Annotated in this window: 20 protein-coding genes and 1 pseudogene; 16 read left to right on the top strand and 5 right to left on the bottom strand. The window is 66.5% G+C overall.

Features of this window, described 5'->3' with window-relative positions; genetic code table 11:
• Nucleotides 1–101: 101 nt before the first annotated feature.
• The 7 genes from N825_RS29315 (at nt 102) to N825_RS29285 (ending at nt 6,035) form a co-directional block, all read left to right on the top strand.
• Nucleotides 102–1,799, top strand: coding sequence for an acyl-CoA dehydrogenase family protein (locus N825_RS29315; protein WP_037459679.1), 1,698 nt, complete (start codon nt 102–104; stop codon nt 1,797–1,799).
• A gap of 58 nt (nt 1,800–1,857) precedes the next feature.
• Nucleotides 1,858–2,049 (top strand): twin transmembrane helix small protein, encoded by a 192-nt coding sequence (locus tag N825_RS29310; protein WP_037459677.1) that lies wholly within the window; start codon nt 1,858–1,860, stop codon nt 2,047–2,049.
• A 70-nt stretch (nt 2,050–2,119) separates the two neighbouring features.
• A complete protein-coding gene (locus N825_RS29305; protein ID WP_037459674.1) occupies nt 2,120–2,689 on the top strand; it encodes a cob(I)yrinic acid a,c-diamide adenosyltransferase in 570 nt (189 codons plus the stop codon).
• Between the two features lie 205 nt (nt 2,690–2,894).
• Nucleotides 2,895–3,644 (top strand): electron transfer flavoprotein subunit beta/FixA family protein, encoded by a 750-nt coding sequence (locus tag N825_RS29300; protein ID WP_037459673.1) that lies wholly within the window; start codon nt 2,895–2,897, stop codon nt 3,642–3,644.
• Between the two features lies 1 nt (nt 3,645).
• On the top strand, nt 3,646–4,584 hold the full coding sequence (locus tag N825_RS29295; protein ID WP_037459672.1) for an electron transfer flavoprotein subunit alpha/FixB family protein: 939 nt from the start codon (nt 3,646–3,648) through the stop codon (nt 4,582–4,584).
• 35 nt (nt 4,585–4,619) lie between these two features.
• Nucleotides 4,620–5,492, top strand: a complete 873-nt coding sequence (locus N825_RS29290) for a 3-hydroxybutyryl-CoA dehydrogenase (RefSeq protein WP_037459670.1) — start codon at nt 4,620–4,622, stop codon at nt 5,490–5,492.
• 189 nt (nt 5,493–5,681) lie between these two features.
• A complete protein-coding gene (locus N825_RS29285; protein ID WP_037459738.1) occupies nt 5,682–6,035 on the top strand; it encodes a DUF3140 domain-containing protein in 354 nt (117 codons plus the stop codon).
• Here the strand turns inward: N825_RS29285 and N825_RS29280 are convergent.
• Nucleotides 6,016–7,032 (bottom strand): alpha/beta fold hydrolase, encoded by a 1,017-nt coding sequence (locus N825_RS29280; RefSeq protein ID WP_051513480.1) that lies wholly within the window; start codon nt 7,030–7,032, stop codon nt 6,016–6,018. The two genes, N825_RS29285 and N825_RS29280, sit on opposite strands and share 20 nt — an antisense overlap.
• Nucleotides 7,033–7,217: 185 nt before the next feature.
• Nucleotides 7,218–7,817: a TlpA family protein disulfide reductase gene (locus tag N825_RS29275; protein WP_245613267.1), complete on the bottom strand. Its 600-nt coding sequence runs from the start codon at nt 7,815–7,817 to the stop codon at nt 7,218–7,220.
• Nucleotides 7,818–7,879: 62 nt separating this feature from the next.
• Between N825_RS29275 and argH the strand changes: the two genes are divergently transcribed.
• From argH to N825_RS29260, 4 genes are read left to right on the top strand one after another with little or no spacing between them, the layout of a single operon-like run.
• Nucleotides 7,880–9,295 carry an argininosuccinate lyase gene (argH, locus tag N825_RS29270; RefSeq protein ID WP_037459664.1) on the top strand — a complete coding sequence of 472 codons (1,416 nt, stop codon included), beginning with the start codon at nt 7,880–7,882 and terminating at the stop codon, nt 9,293–9,295.
• Nucleotides 9,292–9,543 (top strand): YceK/YidQ family lipoprotein, encoded by a 252-nt coding sequence (locus N825_RS38195; protein ID WP_245613266.1) that lies wholly within the window; start codon nt 9,292–9,294, stop codon nt 9,541–9,543. Before argH ends, N825_RS38195 begins: the two co-directional genes overlap by 4 nt.
• Nucleotides 9,540–10,808 carry a diaminopimelate decarboxylase gene (gene lysA / locus N825_RS29265; RefSeq protein WP_037459662.1) on the top strand — a complete coding sequence of 423 codons (1,269 nt, stop codon included), beginning with the start codon at nt 9,540–9,542 and terminating at the stop codon, nt 10,806–10,808. Before N825_RS38195 ends, lysA begins: the two co-directional genes overlap by 4 nt.
• Before the next feature lie 39 nt (nt 10,809–10,847).
• On the top strand, nt 10,848–13,499 hold the full coding sequence (locus N825_RS29260; RefSeq protein ID WP_037459660.1) for a TIGR02302 family protein: 2,652 nt from the start codon (nt 10,848–10,850) through the stop codon (nt 13,497–13,499).
• A gap of 24 nt (nt 13,500–13,523) precedes the next feature.
• On the opposite strand, the gene N825_RS29255 is transcribed toward N825_RS29260, so the two are convergent.
• From N825_RS29255 to N825_RS41075, 3 genes and pseudogenes are all read right to left on the bottom strand, one after another.
• Entirely contained in the window at nt 13,524–13,910 is a 387-nt protein-coding gene (locus N825_RS29255) for a response regulator (RefSeq protein ID WP_037459658.1), read from the bottom strand.
• A 110-nt stretch (nt 13,911–14,020) separates the two neighbouring features.
• Nucleotides 14,021–14,563 (bottom strand): DUF3426 domain-containing protein, encoded by a 543-nt coding sequence (locus tag N825_RS29250; protein WP_051513475.1) that lies wholly within the window; start codon nt 14,561–14,563, stop codon nt 14,021–14,023.
• 24 nt (nt 14,564–14,587) lie between these two features.
• A pseudogene (locus tag N825_RS41075) lies at nt 14,588–14,689 on the bottom strand (MJ0042-type zinc finger domain-containing protein); the annotation flags it as partial.
• Between the two features lie 274 nt (nt 14,690–14,963).
• Between N825_RS41075 and ftsE the strand changes: the two are divergent.
• From ftsE to N825_RS29225, 5 genes are all read left to right on the top strand, one after another.
• Entirely contained in the window at nt 14,964–15,650 is a 687-nt protein-coding gene (gene ftsE, locus N825_RS29245; RefSeq protein WP_037459656.1) for a cell division ATP-binding protein FtsE, read from the top strand.
• Entirely contained in the window at nt 15,650–16,531 is an 882-nt protein-coding gene (locus N825_RS39275) for a cell division protein FtsX (protein WP_037459653.1), read from the top strand. The genes ftsE and N825_RS39275 overlap by 1 nt, the downstream gene beginning before the upstream one ends.
• The gene (locus N825_RS39270; protein ID WP_157619616.1) at nt 16,528–17,130 is read left to right on the top strand and encodes a YdcF family protein; all 603 of its coding nucleotides are present in this window, start codon (nt 16,528–16,530) and stop codon (nt 17,128–17,130) included. The genes N825_RS39275 and N825_RS39270 overlap by 4 nt, the downstream gene beginning before the upstream one ends.
• 440 nt (nt 17,131–17,570) lie before the next feature.
• A complete protein-coding gene (locus tag N825_RS38185) occupies nt 17,571–18,443 on the top strand; it encodes a TrmH family RNA methyltransferase (protein WP_245613265.1) in 873 nt (290 codons plus the stop codon).
• Between the two features lie 62 nt (nt 18,444–18,505).
• The gene (locus tag N825_RS29225) at nt 18,506–19,282 is read left to right on the top strand and encodes a lysophospholipid acyltransferase family protein (RefSeq protein ID WP_037459652.1); all 777 of its coding nucleotides are present in this window, start codon (nt 18,506–18,508) and stop codon (nt 19,280–19,282) included.
• The last annotated feature ends 87 nt before the right edge of the window (nt 19,283–19,369 follow it).

Here is a 19,369-nt window from a genome sequence, read left to right as displayed (position 1 = left end):
ACCCCAGTATCGTTCCATTGTTTCATTGACGCACCGCACACTGTCCCTCATTTTGCGGGGCAGCATATTGACCGATCCGCATTTAGTATACGGAGTTCCCAATGACCAGCGCCGCCATCACGCTAGATCCCGCCCCGTCCGCGGCCCAGACGCTGGACGGCTTGCTGCCGCTTTGCGCCGAGGCCCTGCCCGCCGCGGAACGGCTGGTCGACGCCGCGCGCGCGTCGGTCCTGGGGATCGTGGCTCCTTCCGGCGGCAAGATCGACGCCGACCTGCTGGAGGCCAACCAGACCGCCGCCCACGGCTACGCCTGGATGGCGACCTATGTCGAAGGCCTGCGCCAGATGCTGGGTTGGGCCACCCGGCTCCAGAACTCTGGCGAACTGGGCGAGATGGAAGCCCTGATGCTCCAGGCGGCGTTCGGCGAGTATCTCGCGCAGTTGGTGGGCGGCGTCCCGCTGAGCCAGGTCGAGATCGTCCGGCCGAACGACCTTGGGGTGCCCGCCGAGGCCCTCGCCGCCTACCGCACGCCCGCCGTCACGACGCTGATCGACCAGGGCGCCACCTCCGCCGTCCGTCTCCGCATCGCCGAGTTGGTCGCCGAGAGCCACAGCTTTGGAAAGCTGGCGCTGGAGGACGAAACGCTCGATATGATCCGCGATCAGTTCAGCCGGTTCGCCCAGGACGTCGTCGTGCCGCACGCCCATGGCTGGCACGAGCGCGACGTGTTGATCCCGCTGGAGGTGGTCGAGCAGATGGCCGAACTGGGCGTCTTCGGCCTGACCGTGCCGGAGGAGTTCGGCGGCCTTGGCATGGGCAAGACCGCCATGTGCGTGGTGTCGGAGATCCTGAGCCAAGCCTATATCGGCGTCGGCTCGCTCGGCACCCGGTCGGAGATCGCGGCGGAGCTGATCAGGCTGGGAGGCACCCAGGAGCAGAAGGAGAAGTGGCTGCCCAAGCTGGCCAGCGGTGAGATCCTGCCGACCGCCGTCTTCACGGAGCCGAACACCGGCTCCGACCTGGGCTCGCTCCGCACCCGCGCGGTGCGTGAGGGCGACGTCTACAAGGTGATGGGCAACAAGACCTGGATCACGCATGCCGCCCGCAGCGACCTCATGACTTTGCTGGTCCGCACCGACCCGACCTCGACCGATTACCGGGGCCTGTCGATGCTGCTGGCCGAGAAGCCGCGCGGCACGGTCGAGAACCCGTTCCCGGCCGAGGGCATGACCGGCAGCGAGATCGAGGTGCTGGGCTATCGCGGCATGAAGGAATACGAGATCGGCTTCGACGGCTTCGAGGTTCCGGCCGAGAACCTGCTGGGCGGCGTCGAAGGTCAGGGCTTCAAACAATTGATGGAAACCTTCGAGAGCGCCCGCATCCAGACGGCGGCGCGCGCGACCGGCGTCGCTCAGAACGCCATGGAGCTGGGGCTGAAATACGCTTCGGAGCGGGTCCAGTTCGGCAAGGCGCTGATCAAGTTCCCGCGCGTCGCCGCCAAGATCGGCTGGATGGCGGTCGAGACGATGCTGGTCCGCCAGCTGACCTACTTCGCGGGACGTGAGAAGGACGAGGACCGGCGCTGCGACATCGAGGCCGGCATGGCGAAGCTGCTGGCCGCCCGTGTCGCGTGGTCCAACGCCGACAACGCGCTCCAGATTCACGGCGGCAACGGCTACGCCACCGAGTACCAGATCAGCCGCGTGCTGTGCGACGCCCGTATCCTCAACATCTTCGAGGGTGCGGCCGAGATCCAGGCGCAGGTGATCGCGCGGGGCCTGCTCGGCCGGCGGAACTGAGGCGCCTGACAACGAAGTTGGGCTGGGCGGCGGCGGGACGACGTACTATATCCAGGGGATGAGCGGATTTTTCACCATCCTCCTGGCTGTGGCGATGCTCGCCGTGCTCGGCTCGCTTTTCGTCGGCTTGTTCGCCATGGTGCGTGGCGGCGAGTTCAACGAGAAATACGGCAACCGGCTGATGCGCCTGCGCGTCACCTTGCAGGGCGTGGCACTGATCATCTTCGTCCTCGCCCTGCTCGCCAAATAGGCCTGAGCACGGCGCCGCCAGAGTCAACGCCAGAGCCACCTATAGACATGAACTCCGGAGGATTGCCCGCATGGTGCGGCTGACCAGGATCTATACCCGCGGCGGCGACAAGGGGGAAACCTCGCTGGGCGATGGCAGGCGGGTCGCCAAGCATGACCTCCGCGTCGCATCCTATGGAACGGTGGACGAGGCGAACAGCGTGATCGGCTTGGCGCGACTGCACACGGCCGACGATCCCCAGACCGACGCCATGTTGTCGCGTATCCAGAACGACCTGTTCGATCTCGGCGCCGATCTCTGCACGCCGGAACAGGAGGATCCGCCCTACCCGCCGCTCCGCGTCATCGATTCCCAGGTTGACCGTCTGGAGAGCGAAATCGACGCCATGAACGCGGAGTTGAGCCCGCTGTCGAGCTTCGTGCTGCCGGGCGGATCGCCGGCGGCGGCGCACCTCCACTTGGCTCGGACCGTGGCGCGCCGCGCCGAACGCCTGATGACCGAACTGGCCGGCCATGAGCCGGTGAGCGCCGCGGCGCTGAAATACATCAACCGCCTGTCGGACCATTTGTTCGTGCTGAGCCGTTACGTGAACGGCAAAGGCGCTTTGGATGTGCTTTGGGTGCCCGGCGCCAACCGTTAGGTTTCAATCCGACCGCCGGAGCACCCCATCATCGCAAAGGCTTTGTGTCGCATGTTGCGGTGCGATGGCGGCTTGCCTGCAGATTGACACGGTTGATGCCAAATCCTATGGTTCGCCACCGCTCGCGGTGTATTTTGTGCACTGCGGCCAAGCTTTCGCGCGGGCGCATGAGCCACTGTCGTGTACCGATAACTAAGGATTTGCAATGAAAGTCCTCGTCCCGGTTAAGCGGGTGGTCGACTACAACGTGAAGATCCGTGTCAAAGCGGACGGCTCGGGAGTCGAGACTGCCAACGTTAAGATGTCGATGAATCCTTTCGATGAAATCGCGGTTGAAGAGGCGGTTCGTCTCAAGGAATCCAAGGCGGCGACCGAGGTGATCGCCGTCAGCATGGGTGTCCAGGCCTGCCAGGAAACCCTGCGCACCGCGCTCGCGATGGGGGCCGACCGCGCCATCCACGTCCTGACCGACGCCGATCTGCAGCCGCTGGCCGTCGCCAAGGCGCTGAAGGCGATCGTGGACAAGGAACAGCCGCAGCTTGTCATCATGGGCAAGCAGGCGATCGACGACGACGCCAACCAGACCGGCCAGATGCTCGCGGCCCTGCTGGGCTGGGCCCAGGGCACCTTCGCGTCCAAGGTCGTTCCCGCCGAGGGCGCCGTCACGGTGACCCGCGAGGTCGATGGCGGCCTGGAGACGATCGAACTGAAGCTTCCCGCCGTGGTGACCACCGACCTGCGCCTCAACGAGCCGCGCTACGCGTCGCTGCCCAACATCATGAAGGCGAAGAAGAAGCCGATCGAGACGGTGTCCCCCGCCGATCTCGGTGTCGATCCGGCGCCGCGTCTGAAGACCCTCAAGGTCGTCGAGCCCGCGAAGCGCTCGGCCGGCATCAAGGTCAAGTCGGTGCAGGAGCTGGTCGAGAAGCTGAAGAACGAAGCCAAGGTGATCTGATATGAGCGTCCTCGTCATCGCTGAACATGCCGACGGCGCGGTCAAGGCCGCCACCCTGACCACCATCGGCGCCGCCACCAAGCTCGGTGGCGACCTCCACGTGCTGGTCGCCGGCTCCAACGTCCAAGGGACGGCCGAGGCCGCCGCGAAGATCGCCGGCGTGTCCAAGGTCCTGGTCGCGGACGCCGAGCAGTACGCCCATGGGCTGGCCGAGAACGTGGCGCCGCTGATCGTCGACCTCGCCAAGGGCTACAGCCACGTGCTGGCTCCCGCGACGAGCTTCGGCAAGAACGTCATGCCGCGAGTCGCCGCCCTGCTGGACGTGGCGCAGATCTCCGAGATCGTCGGGGTCCATGACGCAGACACCTTCGACCGGCCGATCTACGCCGGCAACGCCATCGCCACGGTCCAGTCGTCGGACGCGATCAAGATCATCACCGTACGCGGCACCGCGTTCGACGCGGTCGCCGCCGACGGTGGCGGCGCGTCGGTCGAGGCGGCGGCCACCGGCGCCGACGCCGGCCTGTCCAAGTTCGTCGGTCAGGAACTCTCCAAGTCGGAGCGTCCCGAGTTGACGAGCGCCAAGGCCATCGTGTCCGGTGGCCGCGGCATGCAGTCCGGCGAGAACTTCCACATGCTGGAGACCCTCGCCGACAAGCTGGGCGCCGCTGTCGGCGCGTCGCGCGCCGCGGTGGACGCCGGCTTCGTCCCCAACGACTACCAGGTCGGACAGACCGGGAAGATCGTGGCTCCCGAGCTTTACATCGCGGTCGGTATCTCCGGTGCCATTCAGCACCTGGCCGGGATGAAGGACTCCAAGGTCATCGTGGCCATAAACAAAGACGAGGAAGCGCCGATTTTCCAGGTCGCCGACTACGGCCTCGTGGGTGATCTGTTCAAGGTCATTCCCGAGCTGACGGAGGAACTGGGCAAGGTGTGATCATTCTTCCTCCAACGTCGCCGCAAGGAAATTAAATGATTCAGAAGATCGGTGTCATCGGGGCCGGACAGATGGGCGCGGGCATCGCCCATGTCTGCGCAGTGTCAGGCTTCGACGTCAAGCTGTCCGACATCAGTGCCGATGCGCTGAACAAGGCGGTGGGCAATATCGGCAAGAACCTGGAGCGCCAGATCGCCAAGGGGAAGCTGACGGAGGCCGAGAAGCACACGGCCCTCGAACGCATCTCGACCGGCACCGATCTGGCGATCTTCGGTGATTGCGACCTCGTCATCGAGGCGGCGACGGAAGCCGAGGAAGTCAAGCGGGAGATCTTCAAGCGTCTGGTTCCCAACCTCAACTCGACCGCGCTGATCGCGAGCAACACCTCGTCGATCTCGATCACGCGGCTGGCCGCCGTGACCGACCGTCCAGCCAAGTTCATGGGCATGCACTTCATGAACCCGGTGCCGGTGATGCAGCTGGTCGAGCTGATCCGCGGCATCGCGACGGATGAGGAGACGTTCCAGTCGGTCAGGGAGCTGACGGTCAAGCTGGGCAAGAAGGCCGCCGTGGCGGAGGACTTCCCGGCCTTCATCGTCAACCGCATCCTGCTGCCGATGATCAACGAGGCGGTCTACACCCTCTACGAGGGCGTGGGCTCGGTCGAAGCGATCGACACCGCGCTGAAGCTGGGCGCCAACCACCCGATGGGCCCGCTGGAGCTGGCGGACTTCATCGGCTTGGACACCTGCTTGGCGATCATGCACGTCCTGTACGACGGCTTGGCCGACAGCAAGTATCGGCCCTGCCCGCTGCTGGTGAAATACGTCGAAGCCGGCTGGGTTGGCCGCAAGGCTGGCCGCGGCTTCTACGACTACAGCAAGCCGGTCCCGGTCCCGACGCGCTGAACGACAGGACGCGCCGCAAGGCTCGCCGAGTGCCCTGGCAAGAGGTCCCGGAAAAGCATTCCGGGGCCTCTTGCCGTTTTCGGATGTCGCCTATGAGGCTAAAGCCAGGAGCCCCTTTCCTCCGTGCGACATACCGCCATGTTCCTGCGATACGGGAAAACTTTCCCGTCGCAGCACAAGGAGCATCAGGTGCCGTTCAGCGATGATGAAAAAGCCAGTATCCGGGCCGATTACGCCGACGCGGTGAACATGACGCCCAAGGAACTCGAACGGTGGCTTGGGACCGAGGAGAGTGAGGGTGTCGGGTTCAACCGTGAGGGAGAGGACGAGTCGGTCGGCCACCAGTCGGGCCGCCGGATCGTCGAGTTGGCGCACACCAAGCAGGCAGATCTGACCGAAGACGATTATGCCCACATGCGGAAAGTCGTCTCCTACGTCCATCGCCATTGCGCCCAGGGTCCGTCACACGATGTCGAGACGTCCCGCTGGCGCCATAGCTTGATGAACTGGGGTCATGACCCTCTCAAGAAGAAGTCGCGATGAGGTCGGGGATTGGATTGGCTGAGGAGGGCCGCTTCCGGCCGCCAGCGACTTGGTCGATGGCCTCGGCCACCTGCCCCGGGACCGCGTGGTGCAGCATGTGGCCGACGCCAGGGACCAATCGAAGGTCGCTGTCAGGAATGACACCGTGCAGCCACACGGAGTGGTCCTCGGGATCCACGACCTTGTCATCGGTGCCGGCCATGATGGCGACGGGTATCTTGAGATCGCGAGCCCGTTCCTCCATGCCGATGACCGCCGGGACCATGGTGACGGCGTCCTGGGACTCGGCGCGGATCTGGCCTGGTCTCACCGGGAAGTAATGAGGGAACTCGCGCTCGAACCGCTCCGGCACCGGCAAGGGAGCGAACATCGCCTTGAGGTTCAGCGGCATCAACGCCGAGCCGATCAAGGGTGAGAGGGTGTGACGCAGCACGTCGCCGAACACTGGAACGGCGGGTGCCGCGACCAACGCGACATCGGCGCGGAAGGTGGTCTGATAATATCCCGCCAGCAATACCAGTCCGCTCACGCTCCCGGGGTGACCCAGCGCCAGTTCCAGGGCCACCAGCGTTCCCCATGAGTGGCCAACGACGACCGGGTGCTCGATCCCCAGGGCATCGAAGGCTTTGGCGAGCAGGTCGGCCTGCTGCCGCGCTGTCCACATCGATCCCTGAGGTCGCTCGCTATAGCCATAACCGGGCCGGTCGAAGGCGATCACCCTGTGATTCGCGGTCAGCCGATCGAACACGCCACTGTAGACGAAGTCCTCCGCGATCACGACGTTGCCATGGACCAGCACGACCGGCGATCCTTGGCCACGCTCGATGTAGTGCAGACGCACGCCGTCCACCGTGACGAAACGACCGGCGGGCGGATGCTCCCGCTCGGCCTTCCGCGTGCGGTAGGTGTTGTACAGGGCGGTCGCGGCGAGTGCCGCCGCCGAAGCGGCCAGGATCTTGCCGGTCCGCGATGACGCGCTGGATCGAAAGCCGTTCATTGGAGCCCTCATGGGATGCTGGGTTCGCGGGGCATCATTGTGCTCCGCAACATACGAGTATCGAGGGAACGGGACGACGATGGGTTAGGTTCCCGGCTCACGACTCGCCCGAAGACCGGCCAAGCTGGACCGCCCTGCCCTCCTCCATTTCCAGCCCCATGCTTCGGCCGGTCTCAAGCGCCACGTCAGCCGCTCGTCTTCATCATCCTGGTCGGACGGACACCATCATCGATGAAATGCCGCAGCATCCGGACAGCCTCCTCGCTGTTCCAGTCGGCCTCGCCTTCCAACCGGCCCAGTTCGAAGCCGTCGCGGTCGATCACCAGGGTCGTCGGCAGACCACGAGGCTTCAGCGTTCCCATGGCGGCGCTCGGCGGGTCCAGGTACATTTCCAGGTTCCGTATACCCAGCCGCTCGAAGAAGGGCTGCACGACGTTCCGGCCGCCCCGGTCGAGCGACAGGGCCACGACCTGGAAATCCTCGCCACCCAGCCTCGCCTGCAAGGCGTCGAGCGACGGCATCTCCTTGACACAGGGCGCGCACCACGTCGCCCATAGGTTCAACAGCACGATCTTACCCTTGAAGTCGGACAAGCTGGCCTGGGCGCCGCTGGGTCCGATGAAACCCAGATCGGGCACCGGCCGGGGTTGATCGGCGGGCTGGAACTTTCCCATCGTCCCCTCCAGCGGCGGACGGGCGGCGTTCGCCTGCCCCGCGTCGGACGCGAACCACCCTCCAACCGCGCAAACGATGCCGAGCATTGCGGCGGCGATGAAATTACGCATACTGACCACCTTTTTCATATCCCGTTTCCGACCCTCCCCTGGACCTGAATAAACCGCACCCCATGACCGACCAAGCAACGCCCAAAAACGCCAGCAGCGCCGCCAACCAGCTTTGGGGCGGGCGCTTCGCCAGCGGACCGTCCTCGATCATGGAACGCATCAACGTGTCGATCGGATTCGATCAGCGTCTCGCGGTCCAGGACATCGCGGGTTCCAAGGCCCACGCCGCCATGCTCGCCCGGCAGGGCATCATCGCCGCGGACGACGCCCAACAGATCATCACCGGGCTCGACCGCATTGCCCAAGAGATTGCCGACGGCGGCTTCACGTTCAAGACCGAACTGGAAGACATCCACATGAACGTGGAGGCGCGGCTGGCGGAACTGATCGGCGAGTCTGCTGGCCGGCTGCACACCGCGCGGTCCCGCAACGACCAGGTGGCGACCGATTTCCGCCTCTGGGTTCGCGACGCGCTTGACCGCATCGACGCGGGCCTGAAGGACCTCCAGTCGGCGATGATCGATCTGGCGGAACGGCACGCCGGAACGGTGATGCCCGGCTTCACCCACCTCCAGACGGCCCAGCCAGTGACCTTTGGTCACCATCTGCTGGCTTATGTCGAGATGCTGGGGCGCGACCGGGGCCGCATGCGCGACGCCCGCGCCAGGCTCAACGAGTGCCCTCTCGGCTCGGCGGCGCTGGCCGGCACCTCTTTCCCGATCGACCGCCACTCCGTGGCGCGGGATCTCGGCTTCGACCGGCCGACCGCCAACTCGCTCGACGCCGTATCCGACCGCGACTTCGCGCTGGAATATCTCGGCGCCGCCGCGATCTGCGCCGTCCACCTGTCGCGGCTGGCGGAGGAGATCGTGGTCTGGTGCAGCGACGCCTTCCGCTTCATCCGGCTGACCGACGCCTTCACCACCGGCAGTTCGATCATGCCGCAGAAGAAGAACCCCGATGCCGCCGAATTGGTCCGCGCCAAGTCTGGCCGTGTGATCGGGTCGCTCAGCGGGCTCCTGATCGTCATGAAGGGGCTGCCGCTGGCCTATTCCAAGGACATGCAGGAGGACAAGGAGCCGGTGTTCGAAACCGACGACACGCTTGGCCTGTGCGTCGCGGCCATGGCCGGCATGGTCCGCGACCTGACGCCCGACGCCGACCGGATGCGCGCCGCGACCGAGGCGGGATTCATCACCGCGACCGATCTGGCCGACTGGCTGGTCCGGGTCCTGGGCCTGCCGTTCCGCCAGGCCCATCACGTGACGGGGCGGATCGTCAAGTTGGCGGAGGACAGGGGAGCCAAGCTGGCCGAACTCAGCCTCGCCGACCTCCAATCCGTGGAGCCGCGCATCACCCAGGCGGTGTTCGACGTGCTGACGGTCGACGCCTCGGTCGCCAGCCGGACCAGCTTCGGCGGCACCGCGCCCGAGACGGTGCGCGCAGCCGTCTCCGCCGCGCGGGAGCGTTTCCTGTGAGCCGTTCCCTTCTCCGCCCCGCCAATTCCCGCCAGGCCATGCTCCGCCTCATGGCCGCCAGCCTCGCCGTTATGGCGTTGGCCGGCTGCGGCAAGAAGCCCAGCTTCGTCGAGCCGCCGCAAGGACGAGCCGCCGACCGCTTCCCCGGTGTCTACCCGAACCCGGCGCTGGACCCGCAACCCCAACCGCAACGGCAAGCTCCGGCCCCTTCTCCGGCCCCGGCGCAGACCCAGCCGGGAACGCCATGAACCCTCACTTCACCTACCGTGACGGCGTCCTGCACGCCGACGACGTATCCCTGATGGACTTGGCGGCGGAGGTCGGCACGCCGTTCTACTGCTATTCGTCGGCGGCCCTGGAAGCCAACTACCGCGCCTTCGCCGACGCGTTCGAGGGTTCCGACACCGGCATCTGCTATGCCCTGAAGGCGAACTCCAACCTCGCGGTGATCCGCACGCTGGCCCGGCTGGGAGCCGGCGCCGATGTGGTGTCGGAGGGGGAGATGCGCCGCGCGCTGGCGGGCGGCGTGCCAGCCGACAGGATCGTGTTCTCCGGGGTCGGCAAGACACGCGGCGAGATGAGGTCGGCGCTCGAAGCCGGCATCTTCCAGCTCAACGTCGAATCCATCCCCGAACTGGAGGCCCTGAGCGAGGTCGCGACATCGATCGGGCGGACAGCGGCGATCGCGATCCGCGTCAATCCGGACGTCGACGCCAAGACCCACGCGAAGATCGCGACCGGCAAGAAGGAGAACAAGTTCGGCATCGATATCGACCACGCCCGGGCGACGTACGCCCGCGCGGCGGAATTGCCGGGTATCGAAGCCGTCGCGGTCGCGGTCCACATCGGATCGCAGCTGACGAGCCTGGAGCCGTTCCGCGACGCGTTCGAGCGGGTGGTCGAATTGGTCCACGCGCTGCGCGCCGACGGCCACGACATCCAGCGCCTGGACTTGGGCGGTGGGCTCGGCATCCTGTACCGGGACGAGGAGGTGTCGGCGCTGGCGTCCTACGCCGGCATGGTCCGCAGCATCACCGGCAACCTGGGATGCCACGTGACCCTGGAACCCGGCCGCGCCCTGGTCGGCAACGCCGGCGTGCTGGTGTCCAAGGTGATCTTCCGCAAGACGGGGGTCCATCGCGAGTTCCTGATCGTCGACGCCGCCATGAACGATCTGATCCGCCCCTCGCTTTACGATGCCTGGCACACTATCCTTCCTGTGGTTGAGCCGAACCCGGATGCTCCACGATCTCCGATCGATGTGGTCGGTCCGGTCTGCGAATCGGGAGACACCTTCGCCGTGCAGCGGGACCTGCCACATTTGGACCAAGAAGATCTGGTGGCATTCCTGTCGGCGGGCGCCTATGGCGCGGTGATGGCGTCGACCTACAACACACGGCCCCTGGTGCCGGAGGTGTTGGTGTCGGGCGCCAAGCACGCGGTCGTACGGCGACGTCCGACGATCGAGGAGATGCTGGCGGCGGAACGGGTACCCGAGTGGCTTGATCCCTGACTGGGGCGAGCGGGACGAAACTGGGAGGGGTGAGGCGGCATGAACGGACCCGACGATCAGACGCGGAGCCCCGCCCGGCAAAAATCGGTCCCGGGAGAACCGAGCTTCCGGCTTCTCCTGGCGCGGGGCGCCTTGGCTTGGGAACAGCTTTGGCCAGCCCTGTGGCCGGCGGTTGGCGTCGCTGGGTTGTTCATCGCGGTGGCCCTGTTCAACGTGCTGCCATCGCTCGGAGGCTGGCTCCACGCCCTGGCGCTTGTCCTGTTCGCCACCGCCTTCGGCGCGGCCGTGTACATCGGCGTTAGGCGGATCCGCTTGCCGAACGACGCCGCCGCACTGCGCAGGCTGGAGCGCGACAGCGGTTTGACCCATCGGCCGTTGGCGGCACTCCGCGACACCCTGGCCAGCGGCTCCGACCCCGCCAGCGCCGAGCTATGGCGGCTCTATCAAGAGCGGGCGCGCCAGCGGATGCGCTCGATGCGGGTCAACCTGCCCCACCCCAACCTCGCCGCCCGCGATCCCTGGGCGTTCCGCGCCGGTGTCGGCCTGATCCTGTTCGTCGCGGCGTTCGGCACCTGGGGTGACTGGCGCCCGCGCCTCGCCGCCGCGCTGACGCCCCATCTGGGTGACGGGTCCGCCGCCAACACCGCAATGCTGGATGTCTGGGTGACGCCGCCTGAATACACCGGCCTGCCGCCGATCTTCCTACGCGCGGCACAGCCGGAACCCGCCGAGGCCGACCGGTCCGCCGGCACCGGAACGCCGGCTCCGATCGCCGTGCCGACCGGCAGCGTCCTGCTCGCGCGGGTCACCGGTGGCTCGGGAGTTCCGGCGCTGACCGTCAATGGCGGCAACTCCGCGTTCGAGCGGATCGATCAGGCGAGCTATCAGGCCAGCTTGCCGGTCACCAAGGGCGGCACCATCGCGATCGATCAAAACGGGCGCTCCCTGGGGTCCTGGCCGATCACCGTCGTCCCGGACACCGCCCCCATCATCGCCTTGCCCACGCCGCCCGCCGCGGCGGAACGCGGCGCCTTGCGTCTCGAATACGAGGCGCGCGACGACTATGGCGTCGTGAACGTCCAGGGGACCGTGCGGCTCGATGGCGCCAGCGCCGAGCCGGGTTTCGACCGAGCCCCGATCGAACTGCAACTGCCATTGCCCGGTGTCCGCCCGAAGACGGCGCGCGGCGCGAGTTTCCACGATCTGGCGCCGCACCCCTGGGCCGGCCTGCCGGTCACGCTGAGATTGTCGGCGACCGACGGCGCCGGCCAGACCGGCACCACCGAGGACGTGGCCCTGGTCCTGCCCGAGCGCGAGTTCCAGCACCCCGTCGCCCGCGCGATCATCGAGGAGCGCAAGAAGCTCACGCTGCGGCCGCAGGCCGGACGCGAGGAGGTGGCGCGGAGCCTTGGCATCATCTCCGCCCGTCCCTTCCAGTTCCGCGACGATGTCGTCGTATTCCTGTCGCTCCGCGCCGCGGTCGCCCGCCTCTACCTGGATGAAACCAACGACGCGGTTCCCGCTGTCCAGCAGTTGCTATGGGACACGGCGCTCCGGGTCGAGGATGGCACCCTATCAATCGCGGAGCGCAACTTGCGTGACGCCGAGCAGCGCCTGATGGACGCCTTGAACCAGGACGCTCCCGATCAGGAACTCCAGCGGCTGATGGATGAGTTGCAGTCCGCGCTGAACGAGTTCCTGGACGCCATGGAAGAGCAGATGCGCCAAGCGATGGAGCGCGGCGAGCAGCCTCCGGAGATCCCGCCGGAGATGCAGGGTCAGACGATGGACCGCCAGGACCTTCAGCAAATGTTGGACCAGATGCGTCAGATGGCCGAAACCGGCTCCCGAGACGCCGCCCGCGAGATGCTGTCCCAGCTTCAGGAGATGCTGGAAAACCTGCGCAACGGCAACATGGCCCAAATGCAGCAGAACCAGCAAAACCAAGCCGGCAAGATGATGCAGGATCTCCAGAATCTCGCCCAGCGCCAGCGCGAGTTGCTGGACCAGAGTTTCCGCGAGTCCCAACAGGGCGAGCAAGGCGAGCAGGGTCAACAAAGCCAGCAGGGGCAGCAGGGCCAACAGGGACAAATGCCTGGCCGCCAGCAGCGCCCCGGACAGCGTGGCCAAGGACAGCAAGGTCAACAGGGGCAGCAGCAAGGACAACAAGGCCAGGGCCAGCAAGGGCAACAGGGCCAAGGTTCCGGCGGTGCCGCCCAGCAGGAGGCCCTGCGGCGCGAGTTGGGTGAGCTGATGCGGCAGTTGGGCGAGATGGGCGGGGAGATACCCCGCCCCCTCGGCCGGGCGGAAAGGGCCATGCGAGACGCCGGACAGGCTCTGCAGCAGGGGATGCCCGGCGCGGCGGTCCCGCCGCAGACCCAGGCGCTGGACGAGTTGCAGCAGGGCCTCCAGTCGATGGCCGAACAGATGGCGCAGCAGATGATGATGGGCCAGCAACCCGGCCAGATGCCCGGTCAGCAGCAGATGCGGCAGTCCAACCGCGGACGGGACCCGCTGGGCCGTCCCCTGCCCGGCTTCGGCCGGTCCGACACCAACGATGTCCGCATTCCCGAGCAGTCGGAGCTTCAGCGCGCCCGTGAGATCCTGGACGAGCTGCGCCGCCGCGCCGGCGAGTTCGACCGACCGCAGCCGGAACTGGATTACATCGATCGCTTATTGCGCCGCTTCTGAGCGGCGCGACGGTGCCCGCCCCGGCTATTCCGCCCCGAGCGCCTCCCGCGCGGCCGAGCGGATATCCTGCAGGCTGAATGGCTTCGGGATCACGGCGTGGATCAAGGCGTCCAGGTTGTGCGCGCGCGTGTGCTCGGCCGGATAGCCGGTGATCAGAAGGATCCTGATGTTCGGCTGGCTCTTGGAGGCGCTCAGCGCCAGCGTGATGCCATCCACGACAGGCATGACGATGTCGGCGACCAGCAGGTCGTATTGTTCGATCTCCAGCGCCTGCAAGGCCTGCTGGCCATCCTCGACATTGGTGACCTGGAAACCGTCATGGCTCAGAGCCCGCGTGATGAAGACGCGCACCGCGGGATCGTCCTCGGCGACGAGGACGCGAGCCCCGGAAACTCGTGAATACTGGCTCATCGATTGCTAAACCCGCGACTGATCGTTTCGATCCCACACGCAGATTAGCCGGGATGGCGTTCGATGGTCCATGACGCCGGTGCGGTGCCGATATCCGCGCCCGGAGTAGTTCAGCCGCCGCCACCGGGTTGGAAGGTGATGGCGATTTCGGTGATCACGCCCGGCGGTTCGCGCATCTGGCTGGTGAAGGTGGCGATCTCGCCCGGCAGCAGGGTCTCGTGCGACGCCGTGAAGGTCCAGTCGCCCACCGGCGACTTGTCCGGACCCAGCGTCACGGCGCGGAGCGGCGGCACCGGCCGCTCCTTGTCGGAGATGTTGACGATCTGACCCTCGATCACCAGCACGGTCAGTCCGTCCTCCACGCGCTTTTCCGACCGGACGTTCTGCAATTGCAGACCGGCGCCCAGCGCCTCGACCGGCAAACCGACGGCTTCGAACAACCGCGCCGATGGTGGCCAGATCTCCGCGATCTCCTGCCGCATGAACAGGCCGCCAACCAACAGCAGGACCACCGCCGCGAGTGTGGTGAACAGCAGCGGCTTCTTGGACTTCGGTGGTGGCGGTTTTCGGATCGCCGGCAGGTTCGAGCCCGCCGGCATCGGCTTGACCTCGATCTCCTCGGGCGGCGGCGCCAGATCCACGGGCTTCGGCATATCGACCGGAGGCCGTTGCATCCAGCTATGTTCACACTTGGCGCACCTCACCATCCGCCCGTCCCTGCCCAGGGATGCGGGATCGACCAGATAGCGGGTTGAGCAGGCCGGGCAGGTGAGGATCATAAACGCTGTGCGGAAACCGTGGAATTGCAGGATGTCTTATAGAAACTAAGGAGGTATTAAGCAAGTCGAGGGCTTGCCGCCTCACCGGAAGCGTCTTTCCAGTCGCTCCCGTTCCGATGGATACGCCGGTGGTTGGCGTCGGCTGGCCGCTGGTATAGACGCGTTCGGGCGTTGCGTGCGATGCTGCGCGCCGTTCGCGGTGCGGAAATCACCGCCGTTCAGGGTTGGCGCGTTTAACGGCCGACAGGGTACGAGGACAGCAAGGTTCGAGGATTTGATTCGTTTCGAGAATGTCGGCATGCGCTACGGCAATGGGCCGGAGGTGCTGCGTGACGTCAGCTTCACGCTGGAACCAGGCACGTTCCACTTCCTGACCGGGGCCAGCGGCGCCGGCAAATCATCCCTGCTGCGCCTGATGTATCTGGCGCATCGCCCGTCCAGGGGGCTCGTCACCATGTTCGGGCACGACGTCGCGTCGTTGAAGCGGGGTGAGCTGCCGCCGCTGCGCCGCCGAATCGGTGTCGTCTTCCAGAACTTCCGCCTACTCGACCACCTTTCAGCGCTCGACAACGTCGCGTTGCCTCTCCGCGTGGCTGGCGCCCGCGAATCGCAGGTCAAGGAGCATGTGGCGGAACTGCTCAGCTGGGTCGGGTTGGGCGATCATCTCAACGACAAGCCGGCGACCCTGTCGGGCGGCCAGCAACAGCGAATCGCCATCGCGCGCGCGGTCATCACGCGGCCCAGCCTACTGCTCGCCGACGAGCCGACCGGCAACGTGGATGACAGGATCGGCATGCGGCTGCTGCATCTATTCGAGGAACTGAACAAGCTCGGCACGACCATCGTGATCGCCACCCACAACGAGATGATGATCGAGCGGTTCGGCTACGCCCGCATGGTGCTCGACAAGGGCATGCTCCAGCACCTGCCGCGAGGCGGCGGCGCGACCCGGATAGCCTGATGTTCCGCACCCACTACGATCTGCCGCTGCAGCGCGACGTCACCGGCAAGTTCCTGCCCTGGATCATCGCGCTGATGGTCTATCTGGCGATGCTCGCCATGGCGGGCTCCATGGTCCTGTCCGACATGGCGCGGCGCTGGGACCGCGGTCTCGCCGGCACCCTGACCGTCCAGGTCGCTCCCCTGCCCAACCAGACGCCGCCGCTCGGCGACCGCGTCAACACCGCGTTGGCGGTTCTAAGAGCCACGCCGGGCATCGCCAGGGCCGAGGCGCTGCCGCGACAGGATCTCCAAACGCTGCTGGAGCCGTGGCTTGGCACTGGCGCGCTCAACGCCGACCTCCCGATCCCGGCCATGATCGACGTGACGCTGGCGGGTGGCAGGATCGACATGAGGGGATTGGCCCAGCGGCTCCAGGCGGCGGTGCCGGGCGCCGAGTTGGATGATCACGCCGCATGGCTGAAGGATCTGCTGGCGATCGCCCGCGCCGTCGAGGCGGTGGCGCTGGGAGTCGTGGCCTTGGTCGGCGGCGCGGCCGTCGCGACGGTGATCTTCGTTTCGCGCGCCGGCTTGGCGATCCATGGTCCAGTGGTCGAATTGCTGCACGTGATGGGCGCTCCCGACCGCTACGTGGCCAGGCAGTTCCAAAGCCACGTGCTGGGGCTCGCGATCCGCGGCGGCATCATCGGGACCGTGCTGGCGGCGGCGACCCTGCTGGGGCTGAGGCATGCCGGTGGGGAATACGCGGCCGGGCTACTGCCCGACATGGCGCTTGGCCAGTTCCAGTTGGTCGCGCTGGCGCTGGTACCCGTCTGCGCCGCGGGGCTGGCCGCCGTGACGGCCCGCGTCACCGTCTCCCGCGCCCTGGCGCGCTTGCCTTGATCCTGGCGCGGCGCGTGGCGCGCGTGCTGCTGCCCCCGGTTTTCCTGGCCGGTCTGGCTCTGCTCGGTTGGTTCGGTGGGTTGATCTGGTTCGCCCAGACGATTCCCAGGGAGGAAGGTTGGGCCGACAGGGCGACCGATGCCATCGTCGTGCTGACGGGAGGCAGCGAACGGGTCAGCACCGGCGTGCAGCTCCTGGCCAAGGGTTTGGGGCACACGCTGTTCGTGTCCGGCGTCCATCAGGGCGTCGAGCTTCGCGAAGTGCTGCGCGCCGCGAAATTGGACCCGGACACGCTGGAATGCTGTATCGTGCTTGGCTACGAAGCCGGGGACACCGTCGGCAACGCGGCGGAGACGGCGGCCTGGATGGCCAGCCGCGATTATCATTCATTGCGGCTGGTGACGTCCAACTACCATATGCGCCGCAGCCTGCTGGAGTTCGACATGGCCATGCCGCGTGTCGATGTGGTACCGCATCCCGTCGCACCGGACGCGGTCAAGCTCCGAGACTGGTGGCGTTGGCCCGGAACGCTGGCGTTGATCGTCAACGAATACAACAAGTACCTCTTCACCCTGGCGCGCCACTCGCTGCTTTCTTGATGGCGCGCCGACCGGATTGACCCTGTATCATGCCCAAACCACCCCGTCCGCCCTCTCCTCCCGGCAAACGTCCGGCCACGCCCCGGACGAAGCCCGGCGGTCCGCCCACCAACGCGGACGGTCCCGATCGCCCCGCGCGACGCCAGCGGCCCGGCAAGGACGAGCGCATGGGCATGCCGCCCCGCGCGGGGAAGCCGGCGCGCGCGGAACGCCCCACGCGGACGGATACACCCGGGCATCCGGACCGGCCCTCCGCCTCCGGCCGGCCCAAGAACACCGCCAGACCGGAGCGCGAGGATCGCCCCCGGAATTCCGATGCGCCCGAGCGGCCTGAGAGAACACAGCGATCCGAGAGACCGCAACGTCCCGACAGGGCGCAACCCACGTCGAAATCCCAGCGCTCGCAGCGCCCCGAACGTCCGGGACGTCCCGACCGGCCCGTGCGTCCAGGACAAACGCAACGCCCGCAGCGCAACGAGCCTCCGGAACTGCACGATCGTCCCGAGGATGCCCGACGGACCGAGGCGTCTCATGAGAAGTCGCTGCGGATCACCGGTTTGCCGGCGGTTTCGGCCTTGCTCGAGCACAATGGCAGGCTGGTGGAACGCTTGTTCTTCGACGCCCGCAACGCCGCCGCCTTGGCTGGCTTCTGCCGTGAACTCGGCAAGGCGCGAAAGCCATTCCGTCAAGTCGACACCGAGGAACTGGCCCGTGTCGCCGGCACCGTGCTGCACGGTGGAGTGGTCGCCGTCACGCGTCCCCGCCACATCCCCGCCTTCGACCCCGCCGAAGCGGCTCGCTGGGCGGCGGAGGGCAAGCCCCTGCTGCTGCTGGATGGCATCGGCAACCCGCACAATCTTGGCGCCATCGTCCGCACCGCGGCTTTCTTCGGTTTGGACCGGATCGTGATCTCCGACCATCCCGCACAGGCCGCGCCATCGGAAGCCAGCTACCGTGTCGCCGAGGGTGGCATGGAGCACGTCAAGATCCATCGCGCCAGCGGCTTCGCCCAAGTCCTGAAACAGCTGGCGGCGAGTTACCGGGTCCTTGGCACGGCCCTCGGCCGCGGCCAACAGTCGCTTCACCGGTCCGATGACCGGCGTCCCATCGCCCTGATCCTGGGCAACGAGGAGGAAGGGCTGGGCCGTGAGACACTGAACGCCTGCGAGGGGATCGTCACCCTGGCTGGCTCGGGCAAGGTGCAGTCGTTGAACGTCGCCGCCACGGCGGCCATCCTGATCCACGACTTGGCCAATCCCCCGCGGCGTCAAGGTCGGAATGCCGGACTGGTATCCGGTTCCGAAGCGGGCTAGAAGGGACCGCTCATCGGTATCCGTATCCGCATCCTCACCACCCTCCTCCACTCCATGGTTCCATGACCGCCGTCCGCTCGCTTCTGTTCAATATCGCGTTCTTCAGCTGGACGACGGTCGCCTGTATCGGCCTGCTTTGGATGCTGCTGCTGCCGCGCCGCCAGATGGTGCGCGTCGTCACATGGTACATGGGCACCATCCATTTCCTGGAACGGACGATCCTGGGCCTGGACTACGAGGTGCGCGGCCGGGAGAACCTGCCGAAGAGCGGATGCTTCATCCTGGCGGCCAAACATCAGTCCGCCTGGGAGACCATGAAGCTGCACCTGCTGATTGAAGATCCCGCCGTCATCCTCAAGCGCGAGCTTCTGTTCGTGCCGATCTGGGGCTGGTACGCCGCCAAGGCGCGGATGATCTCGGTGGATCGGAGTGCCCGCGGACGCGCCATCGCGTCGATGGTCGAGGGCGCCGAGCGGGTTAAATCGGAAGGTCGGCCGATCGTCATCTTTCCGCAGGGAACCAGGACCGCCGTTGGCCGTTACCTGCCCTACCGGGTGGGCGTCGCCGTGCTCTACCGTGATCTTGACGTGCCGATCGTTCCAATGGCCCTCAACTCGGGTGTCTATTGGGCGCGCCGGAGCTTCAAGAAGCACGCCGGCAAGATCGTGGTCGAGTTTCTGCCGCCGATCGAGCCTGGCCTCGGCCGAGATGCCGTGTTGGCCGAGTTGGAGAACAAGCTGGAGGCGGCAACAGACCGCTTGGTGATGGAAGCGGGCGGACCACCAACCGAACGGCCCGTCAAGGTTCCGCGTGAGGACGCCGCCGCGACGGTCCCGTGACATTTTTCAGCCTGTGGAAAACTCTGTGGAAGCTTAGGGTCGGACGCCGCGCCTGAAGCCCTTCGTCACAGGCTCCTGTCCCACTAC

It is taken from the genome of Skermanella stibiiresistens SB22 (genome assembly GCF_000576635.1).
Classification (GTDB): domain Bacteria; phylum Pseudomonadota; class Alphaproteobacteria; order Azospirillales; family Azospirillaceae; genus Skermanella; species Skermanella stibiiresistens.
Note: the sequence above shows the minus strand (reverse complement) of the source record. Positions and strands in the feature narration are given on the sequence as shown.